Origin of the sequence: Shewanella sp. N2AIL, assembly GCF_022690845.1 — a bacterium.
Lineage (GTDB): Bacteria > Pseudomonadota > Gammaproteobacteria > Enterobacterales > Shewanellaceae > Shewanella > Shewanella baltica.
Genome location: NZ_JALBYT010000006.1, coordinates 74,225 through 91,699 on the forward strand (window position 1 = coordinate 74,225; position 17,475 = coordinate 91,699).

Consider the following 17,475-nt stretch of genomic DNA (forward strand, 5'->3'; position numbering starts at 1 on the left):
AATACAGGACAAGGTAGACACTATGGCCGATTTGCCGCTCAATTCCTCAAGTGATGCTTCACATCTATCTTCAACTGAGCATCCCTCACTTGAACATTTCTGGATGCCTTTTACCGCCAACCGCCAATTCAAAGCCAACCCGCGGTTACTCGCCAAGGCCGAAGGCATGTATTACACGGATATTGATGGTAATAAAGTGTTAGATGCTACCGCAGGTTTATGGTGTTGTAACGCAGGCCATGGTCGCAAAGAAATCAGCGAAGCGGTCAGCAAACAAATTAAAGAGATGGACTACGCGCCCTCCTTCCAAATGGGTCATCCTATTGCCTTTGAACTTGCCGAGCGCTTAGTCGAGCTCAGTCCTGAGGGATTGAACAAGGTCTTCTTTACTAACTCAGGTTCTGAGTCCGTCGATACTGCACTTAAGATGGCACTTTGCTATCACAGAGCCAACGGTCAAGCCTCACGCACCCGCTTTATCGGCCGAGAAATGGGTTACCACGGTGTAGGTTTTGGCGGTATATCTGTCGGTGGATTAAGCAATAACCGCAAAGCATTTAGTGGCCAATTATTGCAAGGCGTCGATCACTTACCTCATACCTTAGATATCCAAAATGCGGCATTTACCCGCGGACTCTCGCACTTTGGTGCTGAAAAAGCCGAGGTATTAGAACAGCTTGTTACCCTGCATGGCGCCGAGAATATTGCCGCCGTAATAGTTGAACCAATGTCAGGTTCTGCAGGGGTGATATTGCCGCCACAAGGTTACTTAAAACGTCTGCGTGAAATCACTAAAAAGCATGGCATCCTACTGATTTTTGATGAAGTCATTACCGCTTTTGGCCGCGTTGGCGCCGCCTTTGCGAGTCAGCGTTGGGGCGTTATTCCAGACATTATCACCACGGCTAAAGCCATCAATAACGGTGCGATTCCTATGGGCGCAGTGTTTGTGCAAGATTTTATCCACGACACTTGCATGCAAGGCCCTAATGAACTGATTGAGTTCTTCCACGGCTACACCTATTCCGGTCATCCAGTGGCTGCAGCGGCGGCGCTTGCCACCCTATCGATTTATGAGAATGAGCAATTATTCGAACGCAGTTTTGAGCTTGAGCGCTACTTTGAAGACGCCGTGCACAGCCTCAAAGGGTTGCCGAATGTGATTGATATTCGTAACACTGGGCTAGTAGCTGGGATTCAATTCTCCCCTAACGCTCAAGGCGCGGGTAAACGGGGTTACGGCGTGTTTGAACACTGCTTCCGCCATGGCACTTTAGTGCGAGCCACGGGCGACATTATTGCCATGTCACCACCACTGATTGTCGATAAACGCGAGATAGACCAAATGGTTAATAGCCTAAGCGATGCCATTAACGCCGTTGGATAATAGCGCCAACGGTTCGTTCCACTCTCACATTTAACACCCCGCTGCGGCGGGGAACATCAAAGGTTAACTATGCTCAAGATCACTCACTTTGTTAATGGTCAGCACACCCCTGCCAGTACCAGAACCCAAGATATTTTTGAACCCGCCACGGGTGAACTACGTGGCCAAGTCTCACTCGCAAGCGAAACTGAAGTGGGTGAAGCCATCGCAATCGCTAAAACCGCCTTTGAAACATGGTCACAAGTCACGCCGCTCAACCGTGCTCGAGTGCTATTTAAATTCAAAGCCTTAGTTGAGCAGAACCTAGATGAAATGGCGCAGCTTATCACCCGCGAGCACGGCAAAGTGATCGACGATGCTAAGGGCGAGTTAATCCGTGGTCTCGAAGTGGTTGAGTTTGCCTGTGGTATTCCGCACTTGCTTAAAGGTGAACATACCCAGCAAGTCGGTGGCGGGGTCGATTCTTGGTCAGTTAATCAAGCTTTAGGTGTTGTCGCAGGCATAGCGCCCTTTAACTTCCCCGTGATGGTTCCCATGTGGATGTTCCCAATCGCGATTGCCTGCGGTAACACCTTTATTATGAAACCCTCGGAAAAAGACCCAAGCTCGGTAATGCGTATTGCTGAGCTGCTTAAAGAAGCGGGTCTTCCCGATGGCGTGTTTAACGTGATTAACGGCGACAAAGAAGCCGTCGATACCTTACTCACCCATAAAGATGTGCAAGCGGTGAGCTTTGTAGGCTCAACGCCGATTGCCGAATACATCTACAGCACAGCCTCTAAACATGGCAAACGCGTGCAAGCCTTAGGCGGCGCGAAAAACCATATGTTACTCATGCCAGATGCGGATTTAGATCAAGCCGTTAGCGCCTTAATGGGCGCCGCTTACGGCAGTGCTGGTGAGCGTTGTATGGCAATTTCAGTCGTGCTGGCAGTAGGCGATGTAGGCGACGCGTTAGTGGAAAAACTGCTACCGCAAATCCAAACCTTAAAAGTCGGCAACGGCCTGACGCCAGAGATGGAAATGGGTCCGCTAATCTCAAAACAGCACCTTGCCAAGGTCACCCAATATGTTAAAGCCGGTGTGCAAGAAGGCGCAGCGCTGCTGGTCGATGGCCGTAAACTGAGTGTTGAAGATCATCAACAGGGTTATTTCCTCGGCGCCTGTTTGTTCGACCACGTCACGCCAGAAATGAGCATCTACCGCGAAGAAATCTTTGGCCCAGTGCTGGCGATTGTGCGCGTGAAAGATTACCCAACGGCGCTTGAGCTGATTAACCAACACGAATTTGGCAATGGCACGGCCATTTTCACCCAAAGTGGTGAAGCGGCACGGCATTTCTGCCACCACGTGCAAGTCGGTATGGTTGGAGTGAACGTGCCGATCCCGGTGCCAATGGCGTTCCACAGTTTTGGCGGTTGGAAGCGATCGCTCTTTGGGCCGCTGCATATGCATGGCCCAGATGGCGTGCGTTTTTATACCAAGCGTAAGGCAATTACTGCCCGCTGGCCCGTGGGTAAACAGACTCAAGCCGAGTTTGTGATGCCAACGATGAAATAGCCGAATGTCAGCTCAACAAGGAAATCGCAAATGACTTTGAGTATCAACGCCATTATTCGCTTTGCTACGGCGCAAACACCCGTCGAGACCTATCAGTTACCGACGGAAAAGTTGTTAGCAGGCAATCCGACTCAAGGGCTAGAGAATCATTATTCTAGTCCTTGTGATCAATTTCACAGTGGAATTTGGCAAAGTGAATCAGGCGCTTGGAAAATAAACTACACTGAATACGAGTACTGCGAAATCCTCGAAGGAATAAGTGTTATTACCGATCTTCAAGGTCAATCGCAGACGTTCACTGTGGGCGACAGGTTTATTATACCCGCGGGTTTTCAAGGCACTTGGGAAGTAGTGGAACCCTGCCGCAAGGTTTACGTCATTTTCGAACAAAAGTGAGATCAACGAGGCTGATGTTAGCCTCAAAAAAGCTAAGTTATCTTAGCAATAACTCGCCATGAGGTCACAGCAACGGGTTTTCCTAGGCTGTTGTTTGGCAAACCAACGGATGCACTGGCGCAATTGAATAATCATGGCCGCCAGTAACACGTCCGAGTCAACAAAGAAAATGGGAGAAATACCGTGTATAACAATCTGAATAAAAAACGGCTGGTACAGCTTGTCGGACTCGCGCTAACCACGACCCTATTCTCCGGCATGGCCGCCGCCGAAGTAACAGGAGAAATTAGTCTCACTAACGACTATCGTTTCCGCGGCGTTTCACAAACCGCTGGCGATCCTGCCCTGCAAGGCGGTATTGATTGGAGCTTCGACTCGGGTTTCTCTGTCGGCGCTTGGGCAAGTAACGTGGATTTTGATGAGCCAGGTTATAACGGCCCTGCTATCGAATACGATTTCTATGTCGCCTATGGTGGCGAGATCAACGAAGATCTGACCTACGACATTACCCTTAACCGTTATAACTACTCTGGCGAAAGTGACATTGGCTATTTTGAAGTCACAGCTGGCATGGATTATAAAGGCTTTCGTGCCGCTTACTGGTACACCAATGACTACGGCGGTAGTGATTTAGACTATCACTATGCTGAGCTTAACTATTCCTATGAATTTGTTGAGAACTGGAGTATCGATCTGCACTATGGTTACAACGTTGGTGATGCATTGGATGACGGTGAAGGCTTTGATAGCTACTCAGATTACTCTGTAGGCGTATCGACTGAACTGTCAGGCTTTGGGCTTTCTCTCGCTTGGTTAGGCACAGATCTTAGCGGCGGCCAAAAGGTCTCTGATGGCGCATTCAAAACCTCAGATACCGTGCTTGCTAGCGTAAGTTACGCGTTCTAATTTGGCCTTAGTATAAAGTTCGGAAGAACCGCTTAGATAAACTAAGACACAAAAAAGCCCTCATCATCGAGGGCTTCTTTTTAACTATTTGTCCCGTCCTGAAATACGTTGACATAAAGAGGACTTCTTTATGACAACATCAATTAACTCAAGCCGTAAGCGCACACAACGAGATTACACCTTAGCCTTTAAATTACGCGTTGTAGAGCGTGTTGAAAAAGGCGAAATGACGTACAAACAAGCCCAAGCCCATTTTGGTATTCAAGGCCGTTCAACCGTACTCGTTTGGCTTAGAAAACATGGTAGACTCGATTGGTCGAAACCTTTTCAGCATCCCCTTATGCCTAAGTCAAAAGAAACCCCTGCCGAAACGATCAAGCGCCTTGAACGTGAGTTAGCAGAAGAGAAACTGCGTAACAAAATCCTCAATGGCATGGTTGATATCATGGACAATGAATATGGAGCTGGCCTCAGAAAAAAGTACTTATCCGGTACGTCTGGCAAGCAAAAGCTAAAAGCGAAATAAACCTCGCAGCTGCATGTCGTGCTGCGGGTATGTCGAGGCAAGGTATTTATCAGGCAGTTGCTCGAATGGAAAGTCGTAGAGCTGAGCTATCGGTCATCAAAGACTGGGTCCAGTACTGGCGTAAATATATGCCAAGGTTAGGGGCCCGTAAGCTCTACACGTTGATAAAATCCAAGCTGGTTGAGCACGATATTAAACTCGGGCGAGATGGGTTCTTTACCTATTTGAGAAGTGAAGGTTTACTGGTTAAACCGAAGAAAAGCTACACAAAAACCACGTTCAGCAAACACTGGATGAAGAAGCATCCTAATCTGCTGAAAGAGGAAGGACTGCATGATGCAGGGCATGTACTGGTCAGTGATATCACCTATCTTGAGTCAGACCAAGGTGTGCACTACCTGTCACTGGTCACCGATGCCAGTTCTCGTAAGATAGTCGGTCATCACGTGAGTAAAGACATGAAAGCCGAGAGTGTGGTGAAAGCGTTAAAAATGGCCATAAAAGATAAGCGCTATATCGGCAACGCAGTGCATCACTCAGACAGAGGCTTACAATACTGCTCAGCAGTTTATCAGAATGCGCTTCAGGCGAGCCAAATCCAGCTGTCAATGACGGATGGTTATGATTGCTACCAAAATGCATTAGCAGAAAGAGTGAATGGCATACTGAAGCAGGAGTTTTTACTGCACCGATGTAGGACATTTGCGGAGCTGAAGATACTTGTTAGAGAATCGATAGCAATATACAACGAAATGAGACCGCATCTGAGTTTGAATATGGCAACCCCTAATCAGGTGCACAATAGAAAAGGCCAGCTACAGGAGCTGGCCTAAAAACTGTCAACCTATCTTAGGACGAGACAATTCAAGCTAACTTGTTTACCAACTACGCATCTTATGGCCTTTCACCGCGTAGAATAGGATGAACAGATAACAGGGCAACATCACAATATAACCGCCCTGCATGCCCATATCAGTCGCCGAGCTCATTAAGCCCCAAGACACTGGACCAAAGGCGCCACCTGCAATCCCCATGATAAGAAGCGCTGAACCTGTGCTGGTCAATTTACCCATACCAGACAAGGCTAACGGCCATACTGCAGGCCAAACAATTGCATTGGCTAAACCAAGGAAGGCAATCATCAACAAAGTATCGGGCAGCGCAACGCCACCAAAAGGCACTAACACAACATTCGCGATAGCGTAGGAGTTATTGTCGCCGAACAAAATCCCGCATGTCAGTAGCAAACCTAAAATGGCCGACACCATCAAGGCCTTAGGCTGTGAAATAAAGCGAGGAATTAATAGGATACCGAGCGTGTAACCTAGCACCATACACACCATAGTATAGGAGGTCATCACCCCGTAATGTTCAACCCCGAGTGATAGCGCAAAAGTGCCTATAGTGTCACCAGCGATCACTTCCACCGCTACATACACAAACAGCGCCAGCACGCCAAAGGCTAAGTTAGGGTGAGACAGTGCCGCTTTAAGTTGGCCTTTATCGGTATTTTCAGCCACTTCATCTTCATTGGATAATTCTGGTAATGGGGATTTTTTTACCGCTAGCGCTAAAATACCGATAAAAATCGCCATGCCTAAATAAGGGAATACTAGACCGTCGGCCATTTCTTCAATTTGCACTTGAGTCAGCTCAGTACCAATACGGTCTTTAAAACTGTCTAAAATCAGTGCAGAGAACACCAAAGGCGCAATCACACCCGCACCTTTATTCAAAATACCCATCACACTCACACGGGCAGCGGCGGATTCTTCAGGGCCTAAACGCACCACATAAGGGTTAACCGCAGTTTGTAATAGAGTTTGGCCCGCGCCCATCACTAATTGGGCGAAAAGGAATAAGGCAAATATTTGGGTTTCCGCGGCGGGGATAAACAGTAAACCCGCCAGCATCATTACGCCCATGCCAATCGCCATACCATTCTTATAACCGACTTTGCGAATAAGCCAAGCGGATGGCAAGGCAGTAAAGGTCACTGCGATATAAAAAGAAAACAGGATCAACGACGCTTGAAAGGGATTGAGTTGCAATATTTGTTTCAAATACGGCATCAATGAACCATTCAACCAAGTGGCGAATCCGAGGATGAAAAAGAGAGCGGCCACTATGGCCATGGGGAGAAAGCTGCTTTTTTGCTGGCTTTTATCGAGTGTCATTTCCATAAACCTGCTTCTTATAGTAATTAATTATTGAGGTGATAACGGGGTTTACATTAATGCCTTAGTTCCCGAATATCCGTATCGCGACTCGTCCGCAATGGCTAATGTTATCATCCAAACGCACCATTGTTTCAGTGATGTTAAAACAAATAACACAAAAAGACAACGCTGTCATTTAATAAATTCTCGCGAATATTCCCTCGTAATCATCGATTGGCTAACTGATAAGTTATAAGTAAGTGATGACTCACATCCAGAAAATAATGTAAAAAAAAGCCGCAGACACTGAGTGTGTGCGGCTTATTTCAAGCGATTAAGCCAACTGACTAAATTCTGACAAAAATATTGCGGCGATACATCCAATATAAAACCAGCCACTGCACCGCGAGCAAGCTGATAACCGCAGCTAACGCTTGAGCGCTTTCAGGCAAGGCCAGCACTAAGCCGCCAAACACGCTTTGAGCAATATATTTCCAATCCACTAAGCTCGACGCTAAGTAAATAATGATGGCGTTGGTGCCTATCACCACAAAGAAAAATGCGGCTTTTTGCCACTTAAGCACATCGACTAAGGCATAGAATACCGCCAGCAGTATCATGCTCCAGCCCGACGTCACCAGCACAAATGAACTGGTCCACAGCTCTTTATTGACCGGAATAACAAGATCTAACAGCCAACCGAAGGCTAACAAAATGCCACCCGCAGCGGCGAGCAATCCCACTTTAGCCCACTCACCTTTAGGATGGGATTTAACAATAAAGTGGCCGACAAACACACCCGTTAACGCATTGACGATGGCGGGAATAGTCGACAGTAAACCTTCAGGATCGGGCGTGCGTCCCTGATAGCTCACGCCGGGTAATAAAATCGAATCGACATAGGCATTGATGGATTCCGTTGGCGAGAGCACGCCGGCCTGTCCACCAGGGAAAGGCAACCAAAGTTGCATTGCGCCATAACCAAGCAAAATGCCCAAGGCGACGATAATTTGGGTTCGTAGACTCGTGTGCCACACCAATAATGCGGCAAAGAACCATGCAAAGGCGATTCGACCTAACACACTGGCATAGCGAATTTTTTCAGGATCGGCAGGCGCGCCTGTACCCCAACCGTGATTGTATAAAATGCCCAGTAATAGCAATAAAAAGAGTCGTTTAATCCCGTGACGATACACAGGTAATCGCTCCTTCATAGGTAATTTATCTAAACGTTTAGGGGATAAACCTAAGGCCACACCAGAGAGGAAAATAAACAGCGGAAAAATCAAATCGTAGAAGTTAAAACCATGCCATTGGCTATGGTGCATCTGTTCATCGCCCCATTGCCAGCCTGCCCAGCCAGTTAGAATAAGCAAGCCACCAAACAAAGCCTCACCGCCCAAAATCCAAAACATATCGAAGCCGCGCAGTGCATCCAGCGACATCAACCTAGGTTTATTCACCTTTACTGGCGCAATTGCATTTGTCTGTGTCGTCCCCATGCCATCATCCTTTATTATTGTTATTAAAAGCTTTTATAAAAGTTGAGCAAAACTAATACTGTTTAAAATTAGTGCTGTACAATAAAAAACTTAGCCCCTGTCATCAAAATACGACAAGGGCCAGATGTTAAAAATCACCTAAACTACAAATGCAATTTAAGGGTGTGCATAAACGGCTTGTCCCGCAATGTAGTTTGCCTGCACTTTGTTCTGCGCATCGAGCAAGACAAAGTCAGCCCTGTGTCCCAGTGCTAAACGGCCAGCCTTATGGTCAATCCCGAGGAATTGCGCGGGATATAACGCCGCCATTCTTAAGGCTTCCGCCAAAGGTAAACCCAACAAGTTCACAGTATTATTGACCGCAGTTGCCATATCGAGCACACAGCCCGCCAGCTCACCTGTCACAGCATTTAATCTGTCGCCGACTCTTAACACTCGAGTACCAAAGAGCTCGAAGCTAGTCTCATCCTCCATACCAACAGGCGGCATAGCATCGGTGACTAACATTATCTTGCCCCTCGGTTTTGCCCGTAGTGCAACCTTTGCCGCCGCAGGGTGCACATGGTGACCATCGACAATCAAACCACACCAAGCGGTTTCACTCTCAATCGCCGCACCAACCATGCCCGGCTCACGGGAACCCAGTGGCGACATCGCATTATAAAGATGCGTAAAGCCCGTCGCGCCTGCCGCTAATGCCGCAACAACAGTATCGTAGTCGGCATTAGAATGGCCCAAACACACCTTAACGCCCGAAGCAACGAGCGTGCGGATCACCTCTGGCGACACATTCTCAGGCGCAAGCGTGACGACTTTAATCCCCAGATCTTGACGACAAAATACCGCGAGTTCAGCATCGGTTATTTCGCGAATAAAACCCTGCGGATGCACGCCTTTTTTAGGCACAGATAAATGTGGCCCTTCAAAATGCACCCCTAAAACGCCAGCGCTACCTTTGACTAAAGCCTCGGCCACTGCATCGGCCGCATTGGCCATCACGCTGACATTATCGGTGATAAGCGTAGGTAAAAATCCGGTCGTGCCAAATCGCGCATGGGCACGGCCGATAGTTTCAATGCAATTAACACTCGGATCGGCATTGAATAACGCCCCGCCGCCACCGTTCACTTGTACATCGATAAAACCTGGCACCAGCGTTCCGACTTGGCGGATTTCCTTCGCGCCAACAACCGTATCAAACGCCAGAATGTGCCCGTCTTCAACAGTTACAGGCACATCTTGATGGAAATATTCACCATCAAAAATACGCTCGGCGATCAAGGTAATTTTCATCGCAAACCTCTTTCAATAAATAACACGAGTGACTTAGGTCTTAAATTAAGTTACTGCGCGGGCTTAGCTGAACAGGTTTAATCATGCAGCTGCTTAATCGTGCAGCTAAAAGTCCGCTAAGTCTAATCCGCAGCACCTAAACCTCTAAAACGTTGGCCGCTTAAAGCTCGGCGGCTTAGAGCGTTTGGGTCACTTTTTTAAGGCCAGCAGGTTGATCGGGATCAATACCGCGGGCAATCGCAACCGCAGCCACGTCGATATAGAAACGTTGTAATAACGCTAACGGCGCCACACGTGGGTGAATGTCAGTAGAGGTTTGATTCAGATGCACTAAATCGGCGCCGCGTTGGCTCACATTTTCAATCTGTTCGATGTGGCTAGCGTAAGATTCATCGCCAATACACACATCAACGATAGTGAGTTTTTTCTCAACTAAGGTCACAGGACCGTGGAGGAACTCAGCGCTGCTGAACGCTTCAGCATGGATTGAACACACTTCTTTTAACTTAAGCGCGATTTCCTTAGATACCGCATAACCTAAACCACGGCCAAGTACGACTAAGTTCTTCACGTCGGCAACGGATTCTGGCGTGAGTTGTGGCTCAGCGTCCACCGCCGTTTGCAGCGCTTGGGGTAAAGAAGCGACGGCGCTAGCAAGCGATTCGCTTTGAGTCCAAGCGGCGGCAAGCTGTAAAATCGCTGACAACGTTGCGAGGTAACTCTTAGTCGCGGCAACCGCTTTTTCTTCGCCGGCACGTAAAGGCACAACAACATCAACGATATCTTTAATCGGTGCGGTTTCATCATTGACTAAGGCAACACAAAAAGCGCCAGCATTTTTTGCCATACGCGCCTGCGCCAAAATATCAGGGCTACGGCCAGATTGTGAAATAACAATCACTAATGCGCCTTCGAGTTTCAAGGTCTTACCATACACACTCGCCACTGAAGGGGCGGCGGCAAACGTCGGTACGCCCGCTTCGATTTCAAATAAGTACTTAGCAAAAACACCCGCATGATCCGATGAACCACGACCAACGATCATTACAAAACGGGGATCGAAGGCGCGCAGCTTTTCACCTAACTGCTGCATGATTTCAGCGTTAGCTTCTAACTGGCCAGCGATTTTTTGCGGTGCGGTGCGAGCTTCTTGCTCCATAATAGTGTTTGTCATGTCTTTTACCTTCACGTTCAAATACAGGATTTGGCTTCAGTGCCTATTTGCACTGACAACGACTTATTAAATTCTTGCTGGGCGAAATACATAGCACCGAGTTCGGGTGGTGCTAAGGTTTCTGAAATTTTGGCGACCACATCGGTACCGAGCCAGGCTTGTAAAGGCTCTGCAAGGCCACCGATCATCGAAAAACGCACCGGATTTAGGCTAAATAGCTTACGCGCCATGTCGCTAATATAATCTGCGCCTTCTTGCACTATGGCCGTCGCGACTGCGTCACCTTCATTGGCGCAATCGAGCACACTTCTGGCTAATGCGGCATAGCAACTTGATGATTTACCGGCTAGATTTTCGACAATGCCGAGCGCATCGGTGACGTTAAAGTAGCTCAGCAGCATACCGGTTAATCGGGTTGGTACGGCAAAGCCATCGAGTGCTAACAACACGTGTTCGGCGGCTTTTAATCCCAGCCAAGCACCGCTGCCCTTATCACCTAATGCAAAACCATAACCGCCAATACTCAAGCTGGTATCACCAACATGGGCATAACCGCAAGAACCTGTGCCCGTGATGATCACAGCACCATCGGCACCGCGGTGTGCACCAATACAAGCGGTATGCAGATCTGTGGTGACATACATGGCCGCAAAAGGATGCTGCCAGTTGATCACGTCTTGATATAACCTAGGGACATTTACGCCAGCAAGACCAAGACCCGCCACCAGCAAGTGACTATCGCTCTCGTTCATGCCCGCATCCAGCAACGCCAGGCGAGTCGATGCTTCAATGGATTCAAATGTTTGTGTGAGACCATGCAGTGGATTTGCACGTCCTGCAACACCTGTCCCTAAAACGGTACCGTCTGCGCAGTAGATGGTGGCTCGACATTTACTGCCGCCGCCATCTACACCTATAAACAGTTGTTGATCTTTTGTCTGGACTAACCCCATGACACCCCTCTTCACCTATCAATGCAGCGCTACCGTTGCTTATTATTTGCCGTTAATACAGCGCTCAACTTTAGTTAACTCAATGTTACAGCAAGAATGACAGCGTTGTCATTTACTTTTTTAAGTGATTTATGATCTAAAATCAAATTTAGGCAATCACTGACACAGAAAAACAAAAAGGCTGTATTTTATCTTTAAAATACAGCCAGATATAAAAATCGATTTAGTTAACGATTAAACTTCGGCCTTTACGAATACCATCGGCAGCTATGGCGCGGACCTCAATCGGTGCAGTGACCGCCAATCCCACTTGATAAGCTTGCCATTGGCCATTTAGACTTCGGTATTCAAGTTTGAGCCCGGGATAGGCGATATTAGCAAACAGTTTACCGTCACGGATCTCGGCGCCGACCGTCGGTACGCGATAATCAATCCCCGCTTTATCTAACTTAATAAACTCTTTGTGGCCTAAAGTATTCGCGAGTTGTTGCCAATCCTTTGCCTGTGCATCACGCATGGTTAAGGTAAAAGCACCCGAGCTTTGGTTATACACAGCGCCTTGATATTGATAAGGCACTTCCCATGCAGCTTGATGCCAAGCACGCTCAGCCAACATCAATAAACGCGGGAACACCATGTATTCGATCGTATCGTCACTGCGAATCGACTCACTCCAAACCTGCCCTTGCAAGCCAGTAAAAGGTTTGCCTTTCTCCCTTGGGCCCGAGACTTTGTTACCCGCCTCATCAAGTTTTATTCTGTCGTCCGCTTCGAACGGCTGATTTTGAATATCGGTCCATTGCTCGGCATTGGCGGCCAAGTTATCTGGCATAAAGCTAAAGACTTTATGGCTGTTGGTCGCGCGGCTCGCCCAGTAATAGCCATGCTCCTTGGGATCGGCCTCATAGGGGAAGTCAAAGTACAGCACCTCAGGATTAGAGAGCACGGTTTCCCAACCAAGATTCGCCTGTTGATTGGCGCGCTCATGACCTTTATGGGCAATCACATCCCAAATATTAGACTGCACTTTAGCGGGCATTTTCTCAGGACGAACATGACTCATGCCATCGCTCCACCCCGCAGCTTCAATGCCTTTTGCCGCTAACATAGTCGAAATTCGTTCAATAAAATAAGCGCCTAAGTCATCTATCGACTTAACACCTTTATCGTTATTGGCGACAAATGCTAAACACTGGGGTGATTGTTTCCAAGCTCCCGCCGTTTCATCGGCACCAATGTGGTAACGCGTCAATGGTTGACCCGCGGCTTGGTGTAACTTGGCTATTTCATCAATCACCTTATCGACAAACTGATAGGTCGATTCCATGCACACGTTAAGCGTATTATCGTCGTAATATTGCACTGAAGAATAAACCGTTTTGTCGTTTGCATCGGATAACAAATATTGCTCAGCTGCAGTGGTTTTCCCTTCAGCTTGCAATTGACGAGCGCCCGCATCTAACGCTTTTACCGCTGTGCTAGCTTGATTTACCGTTTCCTGCACAGGGACAACCTGCACTTTGCCCGTGTTTTGAAGCTCTACGTCTTCAGCCTGTAATCGACGAAAACGCGCATCCATCGCTTTAATCGCGGCGCGGCTATGACCCGGCATGTCCATCGACGGGATCACCTGAATTTGACGCTCCTCGGCATATTTCACTATGTCGATATAGTCTTGTTTGGTGTAATAGCCATTGACGCTTGTATCGCCAAACGGTCCACTGCCTAACTGCGGTAATAAGCAGGTATTTTCATCTAAATCATGGCAACGTTTACTACCGATGTCGGTCAGCTCAGGTAGCCCGTCGATTTCGAGTCGCCAACCTTCATCGTCAGCCATGTGTAAATGCAGTTTATTGAGCTTATAAGCCGCCATTTGGTCAAGCAAATCCAGCAACAATTGTTTGCTGTGGAAATTACGTGCCACATCAATGTGCATACCACGGAACGGATAACGTGGGCTGTCTTCAATGGTCATGGCATTCACTTTCAGCGAATTCACATCCACAAGGCTTGCTAATGATGACAAACCGTAAGAGAAGCCCGCCGCATCATTGGCAGCGATCACAATTTCAGTTGGCTGAATATCTAAGCGATAACTGCCCTCATCCCCTTTTTGGCTGGCAAATTTCACCGTCATGCCACTCGCAGATTCAGCCACCCCCAGGCGAGCTAAACGTGCCACCGCCGCCGCAACTTGACTCTTTTGCTCTGGGTTATCTTGCTGATATTCGAGCTTAATACCACCAGCAAGCGATACTGGTGTATCAGTTGAATTTATCTTCACCTTTTGTGGCTTTGGGATAATGGTATCCACAGCCAAGGCGGCATCTTCACTCACGCTTTGATTGTCTTTAAATAATTGCGCGGCATCGGCTGGCGCGAGTTTATCCGTTTCAGTGCGTTGATATTGGGTTTTAAAATTCGTAAACCCTTCAACATACGGACGCGTCTCTAAACCCGTTTCGACATCTTTCCCTACCTGAGTGCTGGCGATAATGACGGGTTCTAATCCTTTTGCTGCGAGGTAATAGTTTGGCATAGCGTCGGTTTCAGCCAATTGCCACGGCTCACCACGGAACGTTAGTTGCTTTTTCTCGCCCTTAACAAATCCCTTAAAAGCAGCCGTTGGCGTAATACGATGTAAATCGCCTTTAACGTGCGTTATCGTCAACTCACCGCTTTCAACCGATTGCACTGGGCGCATTTGGCTTAAATAAATTTCCCAATCCTGGCTGACTAAATCCATACCGGGCACGAAATCAATTTGAGCGACAAAACAGCGGCCATCGGCTTTATCTTTTAGGCACTTATCGTCTGGCACATTGGTCACAACACGATAAGTTACGACTAACGAATCCCCGAGTTGTTGTAACTGCGCTTGAGTTAATGCGTCCTGAGCTTGCTGTGTTTGAGCCACAGCCTTATCGGCTGACGCTGCGGAAGGCGTCACAGGCGCCTCGGTACAGGCCGCTAATCCTAAAGCCAGTAAAATGGCGCTTGCTGAAAGTGTTTTATTCATGATTATCCTTATCTAGCTCCAGAAATGGCTACAATCTGAAGGAAGTTACTAACGTCCGCAGTCTTTCCCCTTGGTGAAACAGTCGCTCGCTCGAGTGCGCTAAGTGCTCGCTATCGAGGGAGGCTGAACCTGAGACATTGGCAAGATCATTTAACGTACGAGAAATCGCTTCGGTGACGCAGGTTTGCTCCTGCGCCGCATGGGAAACTTCGATGTTCATATTACTGATATTTGAGACTAAATCAGTCACTTTAGTGAGTACTAACTTAATTTCTTCCGAGCGGTTCACGCCTTGAGTTGAAAGGGCTTGGCTCGCTTGCATCACAGTGACAGTTTCTGCCACTCGGCTCTGAACCTGCTGGATCATTTTCTGTATTTCACCGGTGGCATGTTGGGTTCGGCTCGCCAGCGTGCGCACTTCGTCGGCAACCACAGCAAAACCGCGCCCTTGTTCACCCGCCCTTGCCGCTTCAATGGCAGCATTAAGCGCCAGTAAGTTGGTTTGCTCGGCAATACTGTTGATCACCACAACCACTTCATCAATTTTTTGGGTTTCTTGCTGTAACTGTGAGACGGACAATGCCGAGCGAGCTAATTCAGATGCCAGCTTGCGGGTAATGTCTAATCCCGAATCAAACTGACGCTGACTGTCATCGACCGCTTTATCGGCCTGACTCGCCGCATCCGCGGTGCGCTTGGCATTAATCGCAACTTCGTTAGCACTGGCACTTAGCTGAGTTACAGCCGTCACTGCGGCCTCGGTTTCTTTTAGTTGGGTTTGCACGCGATCATTGTTGGTTTGCGACAGTGAACCAAGCGCTTTGGCATCGCCCAGTAATTGCCCTGAGGTTTCGTGCACTCTGGAAATCGTGGCGTGAATTTGCTCTACAAAACCATTAAATGCCTTGGCAAGCTGACCAATCTCATCCTGACTCTCAACCGGTAATCTGTGGCATAAATCACCGTCACCGCTGGCAATTTCTTCCATGGCGCGGACAACATTCTCCAGTGGATTAATCACTAAACGTTTAAGAATGATAAAGATAACAATTAAACTGCCACCGAGAATTAACAGCGCCTGCAAGAAATAACCTAAGAGTAAATCTGACAACTGAGCGCGAATGGGCAACATTGAAAACTGGATGGCCAATTGGCCCGTCGGATTACCTTGGTCAGCAAAGTGAATTTCACGTTTTACCAGATACTCATCGGCCACCGTTTGAGCCTGTTGACTCTCGGCTAACACTTTACCGCGATGGTCGCTCACCACGATATGATAAATCTGCGCAGATTTAAGCATGACAGACAACACGGCTTGGATTTGTTCATAATCGTAGGTGAAGATGGGCTGCGCCATAGTGACTTGCAAATTGGCGACGGTATTGTCTTCAAACTCAGTTTCACTGGCGGCCAATTTATCGCTCGCCAACCAATAAGATGCGCCGAACAACACGCTGACTATCATAAAAATCGCTGCTGCTAATCCAATCTGTACTTTTAAGGCTAATGTTTTCATTATTTTGCACCTTCCATACTAAAGAGATCTAACCATAATTCTTTGCGTTCTATTGGCGTTAACGGACTTAAATCAGGCGTATCGAGGCGGATAATGACCCTTTGTTCAAACTTTGCCTCGCGGTACAGTTGCTCAATTTTTAGCTCGCGATTGAACATCTCAGCAAAAGAGCCGTCGCTTACCATACTTTCAAGCCCTGCTAAAATGGCCGCCGCAAGTTCGGGGCGCTTAGGGGACACAAAGAAATAAGCCGGCGAGCGATATTGCAGCAGAATATGGCTATCAACCTTAAGTGCGGGATCGGGGTGACTAGCAAGTTCTTCACCAATTTCCTGGGCGCCGAGGGCAAGATAATCAAAACGCCCACCTTCTAACATGGGGTATAAATTGGTGTACTGATAACTCGTCACGACGGGTAATCCATTGGCTTCTAAAATCGTGGCATCGGGCCAATAACGATTTTGCCCCGCCTTTAACTGCCTAAAATCCGCCATGGTTTTCACATTTGCAAATCGCGTTTCATCCGCTTTGCGGATAATCAGCAGTCGATTACCGAGTAATCCTTTAAACAATGGAATGCGCACGGGTAGCACAGTTTCTTCTAATTCTTTTGAGGTCATGCTCCAAAACACATCGACTGTTCCAGCCAGTGCTTCTTCGACCTTGCGTTTTTGATTCATCTGAGTCGACATTTGCTGCACTTGATAGCCGCTATCCGAGCGGCGCAGTGCTTCCTTAAGCAAATTTAGCTGCCAAGTCTGCTGTATGGTGGTGACGATTATTTTTGAAATCGGCGCCTGAATGTGAGAAACGTCAGACTTAATGGCTTCAGAGGAACCAGAATTAGAGTTTGAGTTTGAGTTTGAATTAGCTGCAAAATGACTTGAGGCAATATCGGCGGCAAACACAGCGAAGGATGAGGCTGAAAGCCCCGTCAGTGCCATGATAAACAGTGACCAGCAAGCTGCTCGTTTAGTGATAAGTGTGCTCGTTAGTGTAAAAACATAACGAATGACACTCGTCATGCCCGTCGCAATGACGCGCATCGCAACCGCTAAATGAATCGCCATAAATTGCAGCC

General features: G+C 47.9%; 13 protein-coding genes. 5 read left to right on the top strand and 8 right to left on the bottom strand.

Going from position 1 to position 17,475, the window contains the following annotated elements:
* The first annotated feature begins 22 nt into the window (after positions 1-22).
* The 5 genes from MO387_RS05685 to MO387_RS05705 all read left to right on the top strand — a co-directional run bounded on the left by MO387_RS05685 (position 23) and on the right by MO387_RS05705 (position 5,608).
* Positions 23-1,387 (top strand): aspartate aminotransferase family protein, encoded by a 1,365-nt coding sequence (locus MO387_RS05685; RefSeq protein WP_107946774.1) that lies wholly within the window; start codon positions 23-25, stop codon positions 1,385-1,387.
* 69 nt (positions 1,388-1,456) lie between these two features.
* A complete protein-coding gene (locus MO387_RS05690; protein ID WP_107946773.1) occupies positions 1,457-2,947 on the top strand; it encodes a CoA-acylating methylmalonate-semialdehyde dehydrogenase in 1,491 nt (496 codons plus the stop codon).
* A gap of 30 nt (positions 2,948-2,977) precedes the next feature.
* Entirely contained in the window at positions 2,978-3,343 is a 366-nt protein-coding gene (locus MO387_RS05695; protein WP_107946772.1) for a cupin domain-containing protein, read from the top strand.
* A gap of 183 nt (positions 3,344-3,526) precedes the next feature.
* On the top strand, positions 3,527-4,249 hold the full coding sequence (locus tag MO387_RS05700) for a TorF family putative porin (protein WP_107946771.1): 723 nt from the start codon (positions 3,527-3,529) through the stop codon (positions 4,247-4,249).
* Between the two features lie 130 nt (positions 4,250-4,379).
* Positions 4,380-5,608 (top strand): IS3 family transposase gene (locus MO387_RS05705; protein WP_242326135.1). Its coding sequence is split into 2 segments (ribosomal slippage): positions 4,380-4,731 and positions 4,731-5,608, totalling 1,230 coding nucleotides; the frame shifts between segments, so codons are not numbered across the junction.
* 45 nt (positions 5,609-5,653) lie between these two features.
* Here the strand turns inward: MO387_RS05705 and MO387_RS05710 are convergent.
* The 8 genes from MO387_RS05710 to MO387_RS05745 all read right to left on the bottom strand — a co-directional run bounded on the left by MO387_RS05710 (position 5,654) and on the right by MO387_RS05745 (position 17,464).
* Positions 5,654-6,952 (bottom strand): sugar MFS transporter, encoded by a 1,299-nt coding sequence (locus MO387_RS05710; protein ID WP_107950148.1) that lies wholly within the window; start codon positions 6,950-6,952, stop codon positions 5,654-5,656.
* A 329-nt stretch (positions 6,953-7,281) separates the two neighbouring features.
* Positions 7,282-8,436: a DUF5009 domain-containing protein gene (locus MO387_RS05715; protein WP_107946769.1), complete on the bottom strand. Its 1,155-nt coding sequence runs from the start codon at positions 8,434-8,436 to the stop codon at positions 7,282-7,284.
* A 156-nt stretch (positions 8,437-8,592) separates the two neighbouring features.
* Complete coding sequence (nagA, locus tag MO387_RS05720) at positions 8,593-9,729, bottom strand: N-acetylglucosamine-6-phosphate deacetylase (protein WP_107946768.1); 1,137 nt, start codon at positions 9,727-9,729, stop codon at positions 8,593-8,595.
* Positions 9,730-9,904: 175 nt separating this feature from the next.
* A complete protein-coding gene (locus MO387_RS05725; protein ID WP_006084998.1) occupies positions 9,905-10,903 on the bottom strand; it encodes an SIS domain-containing protein in 999 nt (332 codons plus the stop codon).
* A gap of 17 nt (positions 10,904-10,920) precedes the next feature.
* Positions 10,921-11,856 (bottom strand): BadF/BadG/BcrA/BcrD ATPase family protein, encoded by a 936-nt coding sequence (locus tag MO387_RS05730; protein WP_107946767.1) that lies wholly within the window; start codon positions 11,854-11,856, stop codon positions 10,921-10,923.
* Positions 11,857-12,079: 223 nt separating this feature from the next.
* Positions 12,080-14,878, bottom strand: a complete 2,799-nt coding sequence (locus tag MO387_RS05735) for a family 20 glycosylhydrolase (protein ID WP_107946766.1) — start codon at positions 14,876-14,878, stop codon at positions 12,080-12,082.
* Positions 14,879-14,906: 28 nt separating this feature from the next.
* The gene (locus MO387_RS05740; protein WP_107946765.1) at positions 14,907-16,394 is read right to left on the bottom strand and encodes a methyl-accepting chemotaxis protein; all 1,488 of its coding nucleotides are present in this window, start codon (positions 16,392-16,394) and stop codon (positions 14,907-14,909) included.
* On the bottom strand, positions 16,394-17,464 hold the full coding sequence (locus tag MO387_RS05745) for a transporter substrate-binding domain-containing protein (protein ID WP_107946764.1): 1,071 nt from the start codon (positions 17,462-17,464) through the stop codon (positions 16,394-16,396). The genes MO387_RS05740 and MO387_RS05745 overlap by 1 nt, the downstream gene beginning before the upstream one ends.
* Positions 17,465-17,475 lie beyond the last annotated feature (11 nt).